This window comes from Clostridium massiliamazoniense, assembly GCF_001403635.1.
Classification (GTDB): domain Bacteria; phylum Bacillota; class Clostridia; order Clostridiales; family Clostridiaceae; genus Sarcina; species Sarcina massiliamazoniense.
Genome location: NZ_LN879466.1, coordinates 259,353 through 277,431, shown reverse-complemented (window position 1 = coordinate 277,431; position 18,079 = coordinate 259,353). Strand labels below are relative to the sequence as shown.

At 31.9% G+C, this 18,079-nt stretch carries 15 protein-coding genes and 2 rRNA genes; 7 read left to right on the top strand and 10 right to left on the bottom strand.

The genetic code is table 11. From position 1 onward, the window contains the following. Positions 1 to 13: 13 nt before the first annotated feature. From ARA19_RS02270 to ARA19_RS02260, 4 genes are all read right to left on the bottom strand, one after another. Positions 14 to 2,922: ribosomal RNA gene (locus ARA19_RS02270) — 23S ribosomal RNA — on the bottom strand. A gap of 991 nt (positions 2,923 to 3,913) precedes the next feature. Continuing rightward, entirely contained in the window at positions 3,914 to 4,111 is a 198-nt protein-coding gene (locus tag ARA19_RS17745) for a hypothetical protein (protein ID WP_197276554.1), read from the bottom strand. A gap of 67 nt (positions 4,112 to 4,178) precedes the next feature. Next, positions 4,179 to 5,692, bottom strand: a 16S ribosomal RNA gene (locus ARA19_RS02265). Together the 16S and 23S rRNA genes form the textbook arrangement of a ribosomal RNA operon. Before the next feature lie 366 nt (positions 5,693 to 6,058). Continuing rightward, a complete protein-coding gene (locus ARA19_RS02260) occupies positions 6,059 to 6,553 on the bottom strand; it encodes a hypothetical protein (protein WP_055069328.1) in 495 nt (164 codons plus the stop codon). Between the two features lie 257 nt (positions 6,554 to 6,810). Here ARA19_RS02260 and ARA19_RS02255 point away from each other — a divergent pair, with 257 nt between their 5' ends. Next, positions 6,811 to 7,488, top strand: coding sequence for a uracil-DNA glycosylase (locus tag ARA19_RS02255; RefSeq protein ID WP_055069657.1), 678 nt, complete (start codon positions 6,811 to 6,813; stop codon positions 7,486 to 7,488). Between the two features lie 84 nt (positions 7,489 to 7,572). On the opposite strand, the gene ARA19_RS02250 is transcribed toward ARA19_RS02255, so the two are convergent. Further along, the gene (locus ARA19_RS02250; protein WP_055069327.1) at positions 7,573 to 7,872 is read right to left on the bottom strand and encodes a putative quinol monooxygenase; all 300 of its coding nucleotides are present in this window, start codon (positions 7,870 to 7,872) and stop codon (positions 7,573 to 7,575) included. A 291-nt stretch (positions 7,873 to 8,163) separates the two neighbouring features. Between ARA19_RS02250 and ARA19_RS02245 the strand changes: the two genes are divergently transcribed. Then, a complete protein-coding gene (locus tag ARA19_RS02245) occupies positions 8,164 to 8,559 on the top strand; it encodes a hypothetical protein (protein ID WP_055069326.1) in 396 nt (131 codons plus the stop codon). Between the two features lie 127 nt (positions 8,560 to 8,686). Here the strand turns inward: ARA19_RS02245 and ARA19_RS02240 are convergent, their stop codons facing one another. Continuing rightward, the gene (locus tag ARA19_RS02240; RefSeq protein WP_207643332.1) at positions 8,687 to 9,781 is read right to left on the bottom strand and encodes a mechanosensitive ion channel family protein; all 1,095 of its coding nucleotides are present in this window, start codon (positions 9,779 to 9,781) and stop codon (positions 8,687 to 8,689) included. 305 nt (positions 9,782 to 10,086) lie between these two features. On the opposite strand from ARA19_RS02240, the gene ARA19_RS02235 reads away from it, so the two are divergent. Together ARA19_RS02235 and ARA19_RS02230 are read left to right on the top strand one after the other, a co-directional pair. After that, positions 10,087 to 10,821, top strand: a complete 735-nt coding sequence (locus tag ARA19_RS02235) for an NAD-dependent protein deacylase (protein ID WP_055069324.1) — start codon at positions 10,087 to 10,089, stop codon at positions 10,819 to 10,821. A 235-nt stretch (positions 10,822 to 11,056) separates the two neighbouring features. Continuing rightward, complete coding sequence (locus ARA19_RS02230) at positions 11,057 to 11,533, top strand: hypothetical protein (protein ID WP_055069323.1); 477 nt, start codon at positions 11,057 to 11,059, stop codon at positions 11,531 to 11,533. A gap of 654 nt (positions 11,534 to 12,187) precedes the next feature. Here the strand turns inward: ARA19_RS02230 and ARA19_RS17380 are convergent. The 4 genes from ARA19_RS17380 to msrB all read right to left on the bottom strand — a co-directional run bounded on the left by ARA19_RS17380 (position 12,188) and on the right by msrB (position 14,720). Further along, positions 12,188 to 12,343: a hypothetical protein gene (locus ARA19_RS17380; protein ID WP_157452213.1), complete on the bottom strand. Its 156-nt coding sequence runs from the start codon at positions 12,341 to 12,343 to the stop codon at positions 12,188 to 12,190. 68 nt (positions 12,344 to 12,411) lie between these two features. Further along, positions 12,412 to 12,684 carry a hypothetical protein gene (locus ARA19_RS02220; RefSeq protein ID WP_055069321.1) on the bottom strand — a complete coding sequence of 91 codons (273 nt, stop codon included), beginning with the start codon at positions 12,682 to 12,684 and terminating at the stop codon, positions 12,412 to 12,414. 32 nt (positions 12,685 to 12,716) lie between these two features. Next, complete coding sequence (locus ARA19_RS02215) at positions 12,717 to 14,054, bottom strand: hypothetical protein (RefSeq protein WP_055069320.1); 1,338 nt, start codon at positions 14,052 to 14,054, stop codon at positions 12,717 to 12,719. 213 nt (positions 14,055 to 14,267) lie between these two features. Continuing rightward, positions 14,268 to 14,720 carry a peptide-methionine (R)-S-oxide reductase MsrB gene (gene msrB, locus ARA19_RS02210; protein WP_055069319.1) on the bottom strand — a complete coding sequence of 151 codons (453 nt, stop codon included), beginning with the start codon at positions 14,718 to 14,720 and terminating at the stop codon, positions 14,268 to 14,270. 782 nt (positions 14,721 to 15,502) lie between these two features. Here msrB and ARA19_RS02205 point away from each other — a divergent pair. From ARA19_RS02205 to ARA19_RS02195, 3 genes are all read left to right on the top strand, one after another. Further along, positions 15,503 to 16,684, top strand: a complete 1,182-nt coding sequence (locus ARA19_RS02205; RefSeq protein ID WP_055069318.1) for a sensor histidine kinase — start codon at positions 15,503 to 15,505, stop codon at positions 16,682 to 16,684. Positions 16,685 to 16,699: 15 nt separating this feature from the next. Next, positions 16,700 to 17,329, top strand: a complete 630-nt coding sequence (locus ARA19_RS02200; protein ID WP_055069317.1) for a response regulator — start codon at positions 16,700 to 16,702, stop codon at positions 17,327 to 17,329. A gap of 301 nt (positions 17,330 to 17,630) precedes the next feature. Next, positions 17,631 to 17,912 (top strand): hypothetical protein, encoded by a 282-nt coding sequence (locus ARA19_RS02195; protein WP_055069316.1) that lies wholly within the window; start codon positions 17,631 to 17,633, stop codon positions 17,910 to 17,912. Positions 17,913 to 18,079 lie beyond the last annotated feature (167 nt).

The window sequence follows — 18,079 nt, the reverse complement described above, 5'->3', positions numbered from 1 at the left end:
TGATTCTATTTATTAGATCAAGCCCTCGACCTATTAGTATCGGTCAGCTGAACATGTTACCATGCTTACACCTCCAACCTATCAACCTTGTAGTCTTCAAGGGGTCTTACTAGATTACTCTATGGGAAATCTTATCTTGAGGGGGGCTTCACGCTTAGATGCTTTCAGCGTTTATCCCTTCCCGACGTAGCTACCCAGCTGTGCTCCTGGCGGAACAACTGGTACACCAGAGGTCAGTCCATCCCGGTCCTCTCGTACTAAGGACAGCTCCTCTCAAATTTCCTACGCCCGCGACGGATAGGGACCGAACTGTCTCACGACGTTCTGAACCCAGCTCGCGTGCCGCTTTAATGGGCGAACAGCCCAACCCTTGGGACCTACTTCAGCCCCAGGATGCGACGAGCCGACATCGAGGTGCCAAACCTCCCCGTCGATGTGAACTCTTGGGGGAGATCAGCCTGTTATCCCCGAGGTAGCTTTTATCCGTTGAGCGATGGCCCTCCCACGAGGAACCACCGGATCACTAAGCCCGACTTTCGTCCCTGCTCCACCTGTATGTGTCGCAGTCAGGCTCCCTTCTGCCTTTGCACTCTTCGAACGATTTCCGACCGTTCTGAGGGAACCTTTGGGCGCCTCCGTTACTTTTTAGGAGGCGACCGCCCCAGTCAAACTGCCCACCTAACAATGTCCTGTGATCAGATTCATGGCCTCCAGTTAGAATTCCAGTACTATCAGGGTGGTATCCCAAGGTTGGCTCCACTAAGACTGACGTCCTAGCTTCAAAGCCTCCCACCTATCCTGTACAGACAATACCGAAATTCAATGCTAAGCTACAGTAAAGCTCTACGGGGTCTTTCCGTCCAATCGCGGGTAGCGAGCATCTTCACTCGCACTACAACTTCGCCGGATTTGCAGTTGAGACAGTGCCCAAATCATTACGCCATTCGTGCGGGTCAGAACTTACCTGACAAGGAATTTCGCTACCTTAGGACCGTTATAGTTACGGCCGCCGTTTACTGGGGCTTAAGTTCATACCTTCGCTTGCGCTAAGCATTCCCCTTAACCTTCCAGCACCGGGCAGGCGTCAGCCCCTATACATCAGCTTACGCTTTAGCAGAGACCTGTGTTTTTGCTAAACAGTTGCTTGGGCCTATTCTCTGCGGCCTACTCTCGTAGGCACCCCTTCTCCCGAAGTTACGGGGTCAATTTGCCGAGTTCCTTAACTGCAATTCTTCCGCCGGCCTTAGGATTCTCTCCTCACCTACCTGTGTCGGTTTGCGGTACGGGCACTACTTCTCTCTCTAGACGCTTTTCTTGGCAGCGTGGAATCAGATACTTCAGCTCCGTAGAGCCTTCCCCATCACATCTCAGAATTGTTAAGGCGGATTTGCCTACCTTAACTCCCTAAATGCTTAGACTAGCTAATCCAACAGCTAGCACATCCTATCCTCCTGCGTCACGCCATCGATAATAACGATGGTAGTGGTACTGGAATATCAACCAGTTGTCCATCGCCTACGCCTTTCGGCCTCGGCTTAGGTCCCGACTAACCCTCAGCGGACGAGCCTTCCTGAGGAAACCTTAGGTTTTCGGCCTGTGAGATTCTCACTCACATCTCGCTACTAATGCCAACATTCTCACTCGTAATCAGTCCACCACTCCTTACGGTATGACTTCAGCCCGATTACGACGCTCCTCTACCACTTGAATAAATTCAAGTCCGTAGCTTCGGTGGTAAGTTTAGCCCCGTTACATTTTCGGCGCAGGATCTCTCGACTAGTGAGCTATTACGCACTCTTTAAATGAGTGGCTGCTTCTAAGCCAACATCCTAGTTGTCTTAGAAATCCCACATCCTTTCCCACTTAACTTACACTTTGGGACCTTAGCTGACGATCTGGGCTGTTTCCCTTTTGACCACGGGTCTTATCACTCGTAGTCTGACTGCCGGGGTACGAGTATCTGGCATTCGGAGTTTGATAAGGTTCGGTAAGCGCTATGCCCCCTAGCCCATTCAGTGCTCTACCTCCAGTACTTAATTACCCGACGCTAGCCCTAAAGCTATTTCGAGGAGAACCAGCTATATCCGAGTTCGATTGGAATTTCTCCGCTATCCACAGCTCATCCCATGCTTTTTCAACAGCAACGTGGTTCGGTCCTCCACGAAGTTTTACCTTCGCTTCAACCTGGCCATGGATAGGTCACCCGGTTTCGGGTCTACGACATGCTACTAGTTGCCCTATTCAGACTCGGTTTCCCTTCGGCTCCGTACCTTAAGTACTTAACCTCGCAACATATCGTAACTCGTTGGCTCGTTCTACAAAAAGCACTTCATCACCCTCATAAGGGGCTTTGAACGGTTGTAGGCATACGGTTTCAGGTTCTATTTCACTCCCCTCCCGGGGTTCTTTTCACCTTTCCCTCACGGTACTGCTTCACTATCGGTCATCAGGTAGTATTTAGCCTTGGGAGGTGGTCCTCCCTGCTTCCCACAAGGTTTCACGTGTCTCGTGGTACTCTGGATCATAGCTCGTGATCTTCTCGTTTTACTTACAGGACTATTACCTTCTACGGTGGAACTTTCCAGTTCTCTTCAGTTACAATAGCCTTCACTTTTATGCTATGTCCGCAACCCCAGAAATAAATTTCTGGTTTGGGCTCTTTCCTTTTCGCTCGCCGCTACTAAGAAAATCGATTTTTCTTTCTCTTCCTCCAGGTACTTAGATGTTTCAGTTCCCTGGGTTTACCTTCCATAAACTATGTATTCATTTATGGATACATGGGGTTTCCCATGTGAGTTTCCTCATTCGGAGATCTCCGGATCTCAGGCTATTTGCGCCTACCCGAAGCTTATCGCAGCTTATCACGTCCTTCATCGGCTCCTGATGCCAAGGCATTCACCATACGCCCTTTGTAGCTTGACCTATTGTCTTAAAATAAACTTCGTATTACTTCTTCCACTACTTTGCTTCGCTACTCATTTAACAAAGTAAATTCCGTTGCTCGCTTCATTGTGTCATCGTACTACTCGTTTCTTTTAACACACTTTAGTTATTAGTTCTCTTTACAAAGAATAGTAAAGTTATATGCTTTAACATATATCTATAATCATCATATTTATGTGCAATTTTCAAAGAACAATTTTGAGTACCTAATGGTATCTCAAAATTAAACAGACTGNACAGCTCATCCCATGCTTTTTCAACAGCAACGTGGTTCGGTCCTCCACGAAGTTTTACCTTCGCTTCAACCTGGCCATGGATAGGTCACCCGGTTTCGGGTCTACGACATGCTACTAGTTGCCCTATTCAGACTCGGTTTCCCTTCGGCTCCGTACCTTAAGTACTTAACCTCGCAACATATCGTAACTCGTTGGCTCGTTCTACAAAAAGCACTTCATCACCCTCATAAGGGGCTTTGAACGGTTGTAGGCATACGGTTTCAGGTTCTATTTCACTCCCCTCCCGGGGTTCTTTTCACCTTTCCCTCACGGTACTGCTTCACTATCGGTCATCAGGTAGTATTTAGCCTTGGGAGGTGGTCCTCCCTGCTTCCCACAAGGTTTCACGTGTCTCGTGGTACTCTGGATCATAGCTCGTGATCTTCTCGTTTTACTTACAGGACTATTACCTTCTACGGTGGAACTTTCCAGTTCTCTTCAGTTACAATAGCCTTCACTTTTATGCTATGTCCGCAACCCCAGAAATAAATTTCTGGTTTGGGCTCTTTCCTTTTCGCTCGCCGCTACTAAGAAAATCGATTTTTCTTTCTCTTCCTCCAGGTACTTAGATGTTTCAGTTCCCTGGGTTTACCTTCCATAAACTATGTATTCATTTATGGATACATGGGGTTTCCCATGTGAGTTTCCTCATTCGGAGATCTCCGGATCTCAGGCTATTTGCGCCTACCCGAAGCTTATCGCAGCTTATCACGTCCTTCATCGGCTCCTGATGCCAAGGCATTCACCATACGCCCTTTGTAGCTTGACCTATTAGTTATATAGTTCTCTTTTACAAAGAATAGTAAAGTTATATGCTTTAACATATATCTATAATCATCATATTTATGTGCAATTTTCAAAGAACAATTTTGAGTACCTAAATGGTATCTCAAAATTAAACAGACTAAATTTACGCAATTCCGATTTCATCTTAGTTATCCTAAGATGTTAATTCCTTAGAAAGGAGGTGATCCAGCCGCAGGTTCTCCTACGGCTACCTTGTTACGACTTCACCCCAATCGCTGACCCTACCTTAGGCCGCTGCCTCCTTGCGGTTAGCTCACGGACGTTGGGTATTGCCAACTCTCATGGTGTGACGGGCGGTGTGTACAAGACCCGGGAACGTATTCACCGCGACATTCTGATTCGCGATTACTAGCAACTCCGGCTTCATGTAGGCGAGTTTCAGCCTACAATCCGAACTGGGACAAGTTTTAAGGGATTTGCTCGACCTCACGGTTTTGCGTCTCTCTGTACTTGCCATTGTAGCACGTGTGTAGCCCTACACATAAGGGGCATGATGATTTGACGTCATCCCCACCTTCCTCCTGGTTAACCCAGGCAGTCTCGCTAGAGTGCTCAACTTAATGGTAGCAACTAACAATAGGGGTTACGCTCGTTGCGGGACTTAACCCAACATCTCACGACACGAGCTGACGACAACCATGCACCACCTGTCACCTTGTCTCCGAAGAGATTTCCCCGATTAAGGGTAATGCAAGGGATGTCAAGTGTAGGTAAGGTTCTTCGCGTTGCTTCGAATTAAACCACATGCTCCGCTGCTTGTGCGGGTCCCCGTCAATTCCTTTGAGTTTTAATCTTGCGACCGTACTCCCCAGGCGGAATACTTAATGCGTTAGCGGCGGCACGGAGGTGTTGAAACCCCCACACCTAGTATTCATCGTTTACGGCGTGGACTACCAGGGTATCTAATCCTGTTTGCTCCCCACGCTTTCGAGCCTCAGCGTCAGTTACAGTCCAGAGAGTCGCCTTCGCCACTGGTGTTCTTCCTAATCTCTACGCATTTCACCGCTACACTAGGAATTCCACTCTCCTCTCCTGCACTCTAGATAATCAGTTTGGAATGCAGCCCCCAGGTTGAGCCTGAGTATTTCACATCCCACTTAATTATCCGCCTACGCTCCCTTTACGCCCAATAATTCCGGATAACGCTCGCCACCTACGTATTACCGCGGCTGCTGGCACGTAGTTAGCCGTGGCTTCCTCCTTGGGTACCGTCATTATCGTCCCCAAAGACAGAGCTTTACAATCCGAAGACCGTCATCACTCACGCGGCGTTGCTGCATCAGGGTTTCCCCCATTGTGCAATATTCCCCACTGCTGCCTCCCGTAGGAGTCTGGGCCGTGTCTCAGTCCCAATGTGGCCGATCACCCTCTCAGGTCGGCTACGCATCGTCGCCTTGGTAAGCCATTACCTTACCAACTAGCTAATGCGACGCGGGTCCATCTCATAGCGAATAAATCCTTTGATCACTAAATGATGCCATCTAATGATGTTATGCGGTATTAATCTCCCTTTCGGAAGGCTATCCCCCACTATGAGGCAGGTTACCCACGTGTTACTCACCCGTCCGCCGCTAATCCATTTCCCGAAGGAAATTTCATCGCTCGACTTGCATGTGTTAGGCACGCCGCCAGCGTTCATCCTGAGCCAGGATCAAACTCTCAAATAAAAGTTTAATCTCAAGCTTTCGCTTTTAATTTAAAAACATAAAAGAATTGCTGGTTTATAATAAATTCGTCTGTTTAATTTTCAAATATCATTTTTACTCTGTCGCCCTCAAGCGACTTTCTTATCTTACCACTTCAGCATTATTATGTCAACACTTTTTTAAAATCTTTTTTACAAGTTTTTAATTTGTTGACTTGTTTGCCTCAGCGACGTGTTTTATCTTAACATGATATATCCCCATCTTATTCTTTTTATTTTTCTATTTTAACAACTTAAAGGAATATTTCTCTTTTTTTCTAGATATTTCTTTATTTTTCTATAGTTGATACACTAGGATATGTTTTATTTAATGATTCTAAAAAATAACCTAATTCTCTAGATAATTCTTTATTTCTTTTATTTTTTTTCTAGATTCTTCATAATTTTTTTTATCTTCTTTTATAACATCACTATAATTATCTAAAGCCTTTTTATAATCTCCTTCTTCTTTTGCTCTTTCTCCTCTTTTAAATGAAATTTGAGAATCTTCTATATCTAATATATTATTTCTAACTTTTATTACCTCTTCTTGTACCTCACTTATTTTACCTATATCATTTATTTTTCCTATTGCTTCTTTTGGCTCCTCTACTCCAGTACTAACTTTCTCTTCTAAATCATTCATATATTTTAGAATAACTTTTCTTCCTTCTTCCTTTTCTATATTAGTTAAATCATTATATATAGTATAAATTGCTTTAGTATTACTTTTTTCAATACTATTTTCTAAAGAACCTAAATCATTATTAAGAACTAACTTAAGTGGTATAGCTGAACATAATATTATAGATACTAGTACTAATGGACTTTTTACATTTATCATAATTTATCCCTCTTTACATTTTAGTATATAGATAATATTTCCATATAAACTATATTTAATACATTAAATAGTATTAATTTTTTATCTAATTGCTAATGTCTGTAATATGTAAAATTTCTATAATCTTAAGATAAACAGACACTCACTCCTAACTAAGGACCACTAAAATACAGCTAGAGCCAAATTCTATCTGTATTAAGTCTTAGTTTATGTGATAAAATAAAACTTAATTAAAAAAAGAGAAAGGCGTGATTATATTGCCAGTTAACTTTAAAAATCAATGGCAAGATTTACTTAAAGATGAGTTTTCAAAAGAATACTACTTAAAATTAAGAGAATTCTTAAAATTAGAATATAGCACTAGAACTATCTATCCTCATATGAATGATATTTTTAATGCACTTCACTTTACTTCTTATGAAGATGTAAAAGTTGTTATCTTAGGTCAAGATCCTTATCATGGTTATAAGCAAGCTCATGGCTTAAGCTTTTCTGTTCAACCTGGAATTAAAATACCTCCTTCATTAAGAAATATTTATAAAGAACTTCATGATGACTTAGGTTGTTACATTCCTAATAATGGATTTTTAAAGTCTTGGACTAAAGAAGGTGTCTTACTATTAAATACTGTACTCACAGTTAGAGAAGGCTCTCCTAATTCTCATAAAAATAAAGGTTGGGAAATTTTCACTGATAGGGTTATTTCATTACTCAACGAAAGAGAAAAACCTATGGTCTTTATACTTTGGGGAAATAATGCTATATCAAAGGAAAAATTAATAACAAATAAAAATCACCTAATATTAAAATCAGTCCATCCAAGTCCATTATCTGCATCTAGAGGATTCTTTGGTACAAAACCATTTTCCAAGACCAATGACTTCTTAGAATCAATAAATGAAAAGCCTATTAATTGGCAAATTGAAAATATATAAAAAAATGACTGTATCCTTTTTCGATACAGTCATTAAAATTTAGAAATTTAAATTAGTTAATAAAGCACTGAATTCAAGGATTTATTAATTAAACTTAATAACCTCATACATGTTTATTTCAATCTCTTCATTATTTTCTTGTAACTTCTTTAATTTTGCAAATAATGTTCTAAAATGTTCAGTTTTTTGATGTTCTATTATTGACTCTTTACTTTCCCATTGTTCTATAAAACTTAAAACATTTTCTTCATTTATATCATGATTTAAACTGTAGGCAATGCATCCTCTATCCTGTCTGCTTTTATGTACTAACTCTTTAGCTACCTCTTTAAATTCCTCATTTTTCCCTTCTTTCAATGTAAATTTAGCTACTACTGTTACCATAAATTTTGTCTCCAATCTCAATTATCTAATTTTTCATATTCCTTATTTGATTATACTATTTATTTTAATTTTCTTAAACTATATGATAATAAATTTATATTTGATTTAAATTTATAGATATATTGCTATCTAATAAGCAAATTCAATAAGACTTTAATATAAATTTATCATATATTAATTTATAGACTAATATAAATTAGATGTACTAAGTTTATTTTTAAAGTTAATTTAATTAATTATGCATTGTTATGTACTTTTATTTATAAAATTTATAAAGAGGTGTTTATTTTAATGTGCAATGAAAATTCTATTTGTTATTTAGATGAAATAAATTATGATGATTTTAATATTGTTAATCCAAGAGGGCATAAAAATCTTTCCACACTTCAACACTTACCTAAATTATTTCCTGAAAACATAGATGTATACTGTCCTGGTTGTTCCAATTACTTAACACCAGAAGGTCAAAATCTAGTAAATAGTAATACAGCTCCAAATCTTTATGAAGCTTTTTTAGGAAGTCCATTTTTTAATCCTGCTACTAACACTTTTAATAATTTTGTCAATCAACCTTATAAATTTAATCCTTATAAAGTAAATCATTTTTTACACAGACCTATGTTTTTAAATAATGCAGCTTTCACTACACCGATACTTGCAAGAGATTCGTCAGAATTATTTCTATAAACTTCTTAAGAAGTATCTTGAAATACATTTTATTTTTTAAGATACTTCCCTTTTAATTCTTCTATAATTTCAAAATAATAACTCTCTATATTAAATCTCATCTCTAATACTCCTAAATTTTTATAGGTTATTCTTCAATTTTTAAGCTATGTTCGCTATTCCCTTCTATATTCTTACCTTCCTTATTTTCTGTTTGCATAGTTCCTATATTTATATCTGCTAATTTTACTTTATTCTTTTCTAACAAAGACAATATCCCTAAATTTATTTCTTCCTTAACTTTTTCATAATCTCTATAATCTATTTCTGTAGTATAAAAATAAACAAATATTCCTAAGCCACAGGCTGAAAATTCATTAAAGCTAACTATTACAATATCATCACTTACCTTTTCATTTTCCTTTATCATTGTTTCTAATTCACTTATTAAATTTTTTACCCTTTCCACTAAAGTATTTGTTTCTATAATAAATTTAAAATAAATACGCCTATCACTTCTTTTACTCCAATTAATTATATTATTATTTGTAAGCTTTGAATTAGGCACTGTAACTATAGCATTAGCAAAAGTTTTTATTCTAGTACTTCTAAATGTTATTTCTTGAACCACCCCTTCAATTTCTGTGGTTTGTATCCAATCTCCTATTAAAAAAGGTTTATCCAAAACTATCATCATTCCACCAAATAGATTTGAACAGGTATCCTGTGCTGCTAAAGCAACAACCACACTACTAACACCAAGTCCAGTTAAAAAACCAGTTAATCCAAATTCTCTAAATATTATTGATATAGCTATTATTATTATTGCTGCTCTAATCATTATAGATACAAAAGGAAAACACATTTCCTCTGTTTTATCTTCACCTTTAATATTTTTAGAATGAAGTACTGTATTTTCTAAAGTTAAGTTATAAGCAAAAAATCCTATTATTAAGACAATTAATATTTTCAAATACTTAGCTGTGGATAAAAATTCACTTGGCATAGAATCTATATCTATTATCCTTAAAGCTAAATACATTCCAACTCCAAATACCAATAACTTTACAGGAACTTTAAGAGCTTTAACAATATTGTCATCATACTTATTTTTAGTTAATTTAGTTAATTTGCTTACATGAGAAAATAAAAAATCTATAAGAAACTTATCTATTAATGAACTAAATATTATTATAACTATGGCTACAATTAATTTATTTATAGGTGTTTTAAATATACCCATAAAAAAAATCTCTAAATCATTCATAAAGCATCCTCAATCCTTATATAAAATAACTTAATTACTCTTTAGTTTTTGCAAATTTATATAATTTTAATCCTATATCTTATATAAAGATAAAAATTTTGAGCCACCCCAAATTTTAGTATTTATTATCTTGAAGGCTATTTTATTTATCTCATAGCTGAATCCTGTAATACTTCTTTATACTCTAAAATCTAACTTAGAATATTTTTAAATATGCTATAATAATTTTTAAATAACTATACTAGTGTAGGATACACTAAATATAAAATGGAGATGATTTCGTGAATGAAAAAATAAAAAAGTTAGCAGAGATACTAAAGGAAAGCAATAATATAGTATTCTTTGGTGGTGCTGGTGTAAGCACAGAATCTGGAATACCTGATTTTAGAAGCTCTAATGGTTTATTTAATGAAAAACTTAATATAACTTTTACTCCAGAGCAATTGGTATCTCATTCTTTTTATCTTAGATACCCTAAAGAATTTTTTAATTTTTATAAAGAAAAACTTATATACCCAGAAGCTAAACCAAATAATGCACATATTGCCTTAGCTAAACTTGAAGAGATGGGAAAACTTAAAGCCATAGTAACTCAAAATATTGATGGACTTCACCAAGCAGCTGGTTCTAAAAATGTTTTTGAACTTCATGGTTCAGTTCTTAGAAATTATTGTACTAGTTGTCATGAATCTTATGATGTAGATTTTATATTAAACTCAAAGGATGTACCAACTTGCACTAAATGTGGTTCTACTGTTAAGCCTGATGTAGTTTTATATGAAGAAGGTTTAGATGATGAAGTTATTAGAGGTGCTATTAATGCTATTTCAAATGCTGACACCTTAATAATTGGAGGAACTTCTCTTGTTGTTTATCCAGCCGCTGGGCTTATAAATTATTTTAAAGGTAAAAATTTAATTCTTATAAATAAAAGCTCTACTTCTGCTGATAACAAAGCTGATTTAATCATTAATGACTCCATAGGAAAAGTTTTAAAGGAAGCCGTTAACATATAATTTATAAAATTTAAAATTCCTTTACAACTCTTCCCTTAATTAAGTATAATTATATTAAAAATGCTGAAATTATTTTTTTATATTTTATAGAAAAATAATTTCGCTCTTAATAGATTTTATTATTAATAATAAGGGTTCTATAAAAAAATTCTTGATTTCTAACTATGAAATCAACTCTTATTATTTATGAATATATCTATATAAGTTATTAATCTAAAATGAAAGGAGATTCCTTATGCAAAAAATATTTTCACTTGGATTCGCAGAAGAAATAGCAAACGAAGAAAAAATAAATGATATTTTAGTTGAAGAAAACTTAATAAGTGTATTTTCTAATACTGAAAAGGTAATTGATCTTTTAAAAACTTTACTTCCAATAGAAAATTATTCTTTCAATAGAATTTTAGAACCTAATCTACTATATGTTCATAATAGCATATTGAATATAGGTGAAGAAGTTAGATTATTAATTAGATTTAATAAGACTAGTGCTCCAAGTAGTACCCATAAAGTTCTTCATGAATATAAACATAACTTTAAAGATTCTTTAAAGGCAATAGTAATAAATATAGTTGATGACACTGATCATACAACAAATACAAATTATAATAATCCATCAATTTCTTATTTAAATCACTCAACTATGGTAAAAAAAACAGAAGTACATATTTATAATATAAATTTAAGTAAATTAAATGAATTTTTAATTTAACACCTAACAATAAATAGTCCTAATTTATTCAAATTTATTTTAATAAATTACATAGTATGTATTTTAAAGATCACTCCTAAATATATTTATATATAAGTATTATTTTAGGAGTGATTTTTTGTTATTCTTTTTTATTCTTTTATGTATAATTTTATGTCTAACCCTAGCTTTTATTTTATATAGCTTCGATAATAAATTTAAAAGCCAAAAGAAAAAACTAAATTTAATAACTAGTCAATATAACTCAATAAAAAAAAGCACTCTATTTGAGAAATCCTTATTTAAAAATCTCAAATTACAATACTCTAAAAGTCCCTATACCTATGGGATTACCTCAGCAAATATTAAAGTAAACTACCTTCCTATAGATGGTTTTAAAACTTTAATAGAAATTAAAGAACCTTTAGAACTTTATATATTAGAACAATGCATCAACAATTCTGAAATTTGGTTTTATGTAGATTTAAAAATGCAGAATAATATAAATTCTAGAGGGTGGATTAAAAAAAATGACTTTTCCATACTTAGAGATAAATCTGTTCCCATGAATTCAAATTTAATAAAATAAAAAGGCAGCATATGGGGGATATATACTACCTTTAAATAAATTTATTGTTTTGAGTTTCATTAGTATTATCCCCAAATAGGCACCTATTATACTATAAATTTTAAATTTTTTATTTCTTTATTCTCTTCTTCCTTATTTATGCTTAAATTCTCCTTATTTAAAATAACCTTATCTATTTTAGAAAGTACTCTTGAAAAATATCCAGCTCCAATTGATATTCCTCCTAAAAGTACAAGTAACATTGTCACTAAAACAGCTTTTTCTTATTTATTCTTTTCATAATGTCACCAATAATAAAATATTAATCTTCCTAAGGAAGACGCATTCCCTTTATTATATTCCCTCTCCATGATAAGTATTCGTCCATATTGTGAAGTTTATCCTCTATTTCTCGCTCTTCATCTCCAGCAATATCTTCATTAATTTTAAACTTAGAAAGTTTTTCTTTAAAGGATTCCTCTTTCCCTACTGTAATTTTGCTTTTATTATTATAAATTTTATTAAGTTCTACAGCTTCTTTTACTGTCATTCCCACTAAATGCATATTAACACTATCTCCCTTGCCACTAAAAAAAACCTTCATTTAAATTCACCACCAATTCTGTGAAAAAAATTTTAATTAGAACTATTACCATTCATATTTATTTTTTTATATTTTTTTGAACTTCCATCCACCAATTCAAATTCAGATAAATCTTCCATTGCTATTTCATCATTTGCCCATATAACTTCTTTTAATTTATCATCTATTTCTTCCATTTCTATAAGTGGTATAAAGTTTTCCTCCTCTTCAAAAGTAAAATCTTTATTTAGCCCATAATTTTCTGATATGGTTATCTTTTTAAAAGTTTTATTCTCACTCATATTTATTATACTAAGCCTTTTATTTGACTCATTTTTATCTTTTTTATGCTCTTTTTCACTTTCTTCTTGACTAACTATATTTTTAAAATCATTTTCTAGGTCATCTAACAAGCTATAATCCATAATTGCTGTATTATCTAATTCATCAACAGAATCTTCTATTTCTATTTTATGCTCCTCGTCTATATCACTTGATAAAAATCCTCCTATTACCTCATCCTTATCATCTATAATTTTTATATTCTCTTCTATTTCCTTTATATGATTTTTAATTAAATTCATTGCTGTTAATTTATTATCTAAAATATTTTCAGTTACGCCTTCTGCAATTTTGCATATCTCTACATGGTTTTGCTTTACATTATAAAACTTAAGAAATTCTTCTTTTATACTTTTACTTATTTCATATAAATCCCTTATAGGAATTCCCTTTAATTCTTCTTTTTTATCTAATAAAACGTCTTTATAAATATTTATAATTTCCTCTTCTAAATAACTATTTTTCAATGTGTAATTAACTGTTTGTCCTAATAAAAAATTTCTTCTAAATTCTTTATTAATATTTTCATAAATAAAATTACTTATATCCTCATATTGATTTATAATTCTACTTTTTATATTAATATTATCAGTTACAAAAAAGCTTTTTATTTTTAACTCATTAGCACAATATTGATAATGGTAAGACAATTCCTTCATAGAAAAATTCTCTGAGCCATTTAGAACTAAAAATGATTTGAAATTAAATTCATTTAGTTTTTTTAATATATTATTTTCCTCATTATAAAGCTCAGTAGTTAATTCACTTAATCCAAATATAAGAATATCTATATTATTTTCATTATTTTTTATAAATTCTAAAAACTTTTCTTCCTTTTTGTAAAATAATTCTTTATTAAAAAAATTAATTCCATCTTCTATTCTAAACTCATCATCAATATTCTTTATAATATTATAGCTATTTATAGGAAATAACTTTTCTATAATTTTATTATTCTCAACTTTGTCAATTAATAAAATGTTGGGTTCTTCAAAGCTATAATATCTTTCTTGAATTAAATTTATTATTTTATCACACTTATTGTCCATATTTTTCCCTCTCATACCCACTTTATAAAATAATACTAATATTTTTTCATAAAAAAATAGCTAGAAGTTCTCGAATAAAACATTCTAGCTAATACTCAATAAGATTTCATTCAATTGTAATTTATTACATTTATAATATGATTATAACAATTTTGCATCCTTATTAATATATTTAAAGTAAATTTTATATAAAAAATTTACATTTTTAGTATATTATTTTTCAAAATAACTTATAAATTCTTCGTATCCTTCTTCTTTTAACTTATTCTTAGGAATAAATTTTAATGCTGCTGAATTTATACAATATCTAATTCCACCTAATTCAGCTGGTCCGTCACAAAAAACATGTCCTAAATGAGAATCTCCAATTTTACTTCTTACTTCTGTTCTTATCATTCCATGACTACAATCTTTGTTCTCTTTTATTTTTGTTCTTTCTATAGGCTTAGAAAAAGCTGGCCATCCACAACTTGAACTAAATTTATCTTTAGATGTAAATAACGGTTCCCCTGTAGTTATATCTACATATATTCCATCCTCAAAGAAATCCCAATATTCATTATTATAAGGATTTTCTGTTCCATTTTCTTGAGTAACGTAATACTGCTCTTCTGTTAACACATTTTTTAATTCTTCCTTTGTTCTTCTATAATAATTTTTCTCCATCTATAATATCCTCACTTTCAAGCTACTTATTTTTTTCCCTTGTATTTCTTTAGGTAATCAAAATTTATCTGACGATTAGTGTTTGTAATATATAAAATCTCCATAAGCTGAAGTTATATTTAATTTTATTATTATTTATTATTTAGATAATATTCAATGTATAAAATTCTTTTTTCTACAGATAATAACTATGTATTAAGGGAACTCCTCTTCATAATTAATTACTATATCAAGCTAAACTTGAATTAAGTAAAAATTAAAGAATATCCTTAATATAAAGGAGCCGTTATTTATTTTTGTAGCTAATTATCTACATAATTGAATAAAAAATGGCTCCTTTTCCTTTCATAAATTATCAATTTTTCTTTTCATCACTACAAAATTCTTTTATCTTACAGCTAGTATCTATAATACTTCAATCTTTTGTAATTTAGAAATGAAAAGACACATGCCTCTATATAATAAATACCACTAAGATTACTAAAATCCAAAATTCTACTTAAATTAAGCTGTAATTTATTTAACTATACTATAATCTATAAGGTAAATCTATATTAATATTAATAAACACTAAATATCTTTTCACAATTTCTCTTAAATTTACGTACTTTTCTTACATTAATATAAAATCCTAATAAGTCAAATTCCTTAATATTTTATTATAGAATAGACTAAACTAGATTTTCTAATTCCCTTTCCTTTTCCTAATTTAATATTATAATATTTTATGATATATTAAGTTATAATTACTAAACTAAAGATAAGGAGATAAGGTAATTTTAATGAATAATTATATTTCAAAACTTGAAGATTTAATACCTCATAAAGGTGAAAATAAATACAGAGCTATAAGAATATTACTAATTAAATACTTATTTATTTTCTTTGCCTTTTCTAATGTGAACTCTGCTTTTTCTAAATATATTTACTTACTTGCTTTTATTATAGCTCTTTTAGAATTTATAAAATTTTTATTTTTACCAAATAAATTAATATATTATCCAGCTCTAATTTTAAATATAATACTAAGCTCTTCTTGTTTAATCTTTACTAAAAATAATATATATATTATCGTTTTTATGCTTCTTGGTGAAATAATTTCTAGTGATATTCCCAAGAAATACCTTTTAATTCTATTTCATATGATTTTATTTTTCACTGCTGAAATTATTCTTATTATAAAAAATAATTCCTCAGAAGCTTTGACAACAACAATAATAATTTATATTTCTGTATTAACTTTTCTTATTTTGCTTAAAAGTCAAAGAAAAGATAGAAAAAAAATATATGCTCTTAATAAAGAATTACAAGAGCAAAATTTAAAATTACAGGAATACTCATTAAAAATAGAAGAACTAACTCTCGAAAAAGAAAGAACAAGAGTTGCTCAAGAATTACATGATTCTTTAGGACATTACCTAATGGCAATTTCTATGCACTTAGACTTTTTAGAACGAACTTTAGTAAGTCACCCTCAAAAGGCTCAAGAAACTATAAGTAAAACTAAAGAAATTGTTAATGATAGTATTAAAGATTTAAGAAAAACAGTTTATGAATTAAAAGAAAATAAAATTGATAGAAGTTTAACTGATGCTCTAAATTCTCTATTAGAAAATTTACGTATTGGAAATTCAATAGATTTTAATCTTATATGTTCTAATATAATTGAGACTTTATCCCCTAACCTTAAAGACATAATTTATAAAACTGTAAAAGAAAGCTTGACTAACGCTATAAAACATGGGAATCCTTCTTCTATAAATATAAATATCCTGCTGATTGGAAATGAAGTTCATCTAACAATTAGTAATAAAGGAAAAAAAGGCACTGAGATTATTATGTCTAATGGTCTTAAGGGGATAAAAAATAGAATAGAAAGCTATAATGGCACAGTTAATTTTGCCTATACTAATGTTGGTTTTAAAGTTTCTGCCCTTATTAATTTAACTGAAAAGACAATTTAGAAAGGACTGATATTAATGATAAATATTATATTAGTAGATGATCAATTAATTATTAGAGAAGGTATCAAAATGCTCCTATCCCTAGATGATGATATAAAAATAGTAGGGGAAGGTGAAAATGGTCAAGATGCTATTAACCTTACAAAAAATTTAAATCCTGATGTAATATTAATTGATATAAGAATGCCTATAATGGATGGTGTTGAAGCAATAAAAAAAATTAAAGAATTTAATTCTGAAGTTAAAATTTTGGTTTTGACCACTTTTAATGATAATGATTATATTTTTAACTCTCTTGCTAATGGTGCTAATGGATACTTACTTAAAGATTCTAATTCTGATGAATTAATATCAGCTATAAAAACAGTTTATAAGGGAAATTTACTTATTCAAAGTGATGTAGCAATGAAAATGTCTGAATTACTGAAAAGTAATCCTGCACCTCAAGAAAAAACTATAGATTTATCAGTATTAACTCCTAGAGAACTAGAAGTAACTAAATTAGTTGCTAAGGGTTACAACAATAAGAAAATTTCTACCGAACTTTTTCTTTCAGAAGGAACTGTAAAAAATTATGTAAGTAGAATTTTAGACAAGCTCCAATTAGAAAATAGAACAGATTTAGCTATTAATATTAAATTCTAATTATCCAAAATCTTATTAGCCTTATAAAAACACCAAAGAGGTGATGTAAAAATTATAAACACATCCCTCTTCTTTTTTTGTCTATTATTATATTAATTGCTTCTAAATAAACTAATACAATTTTATCTGAATTTTTAAACCTATATCTGCTTATGTTCGATTTATAAAACATTCTAATACTATATTCACTAGTCTTCATATAAATTTTTGAATAAATATAAATTATAACGTTTACAAACAAGAAAATATTGTATATAATATAATTATGGATTACGTTTACATAAAAGGTAGGAGTGGTTATATGGCAAATATCTTTAAAAATTTAATTAAACCAATGTTTAGCCATGGGAAAGAAACCTTAACAGTTCAGTTAGATAACTCATATACAAAATCAAGCGAGTTAAAAACAGCCGTTGTTGAATATTTAAACACAGTGGGTGTATGCTGCTTAGATACAGGAAAAAAAATAGGCTCTTTTCATTTACTAGAGCTTAATGGGAAACCTTATATCTTTGAAAACAGGTTTTTAACTTGTGGAACAACAAAAGAGCCTTCTCAGGTTGCAGTATTAATCGAAAGATAATACTCAACCCTATAATAATAGTTAATATAGCATATTACAGGGATTGATTTTTCAGTCCCTGTAATTATTATATAAACGTAGACTCAATTCAGATGAAATTTTGACTTCATCTTACTACTTAGTGAACTTTAAACTGTTTATCTCCTATCTATAGAAGATCGATCTAT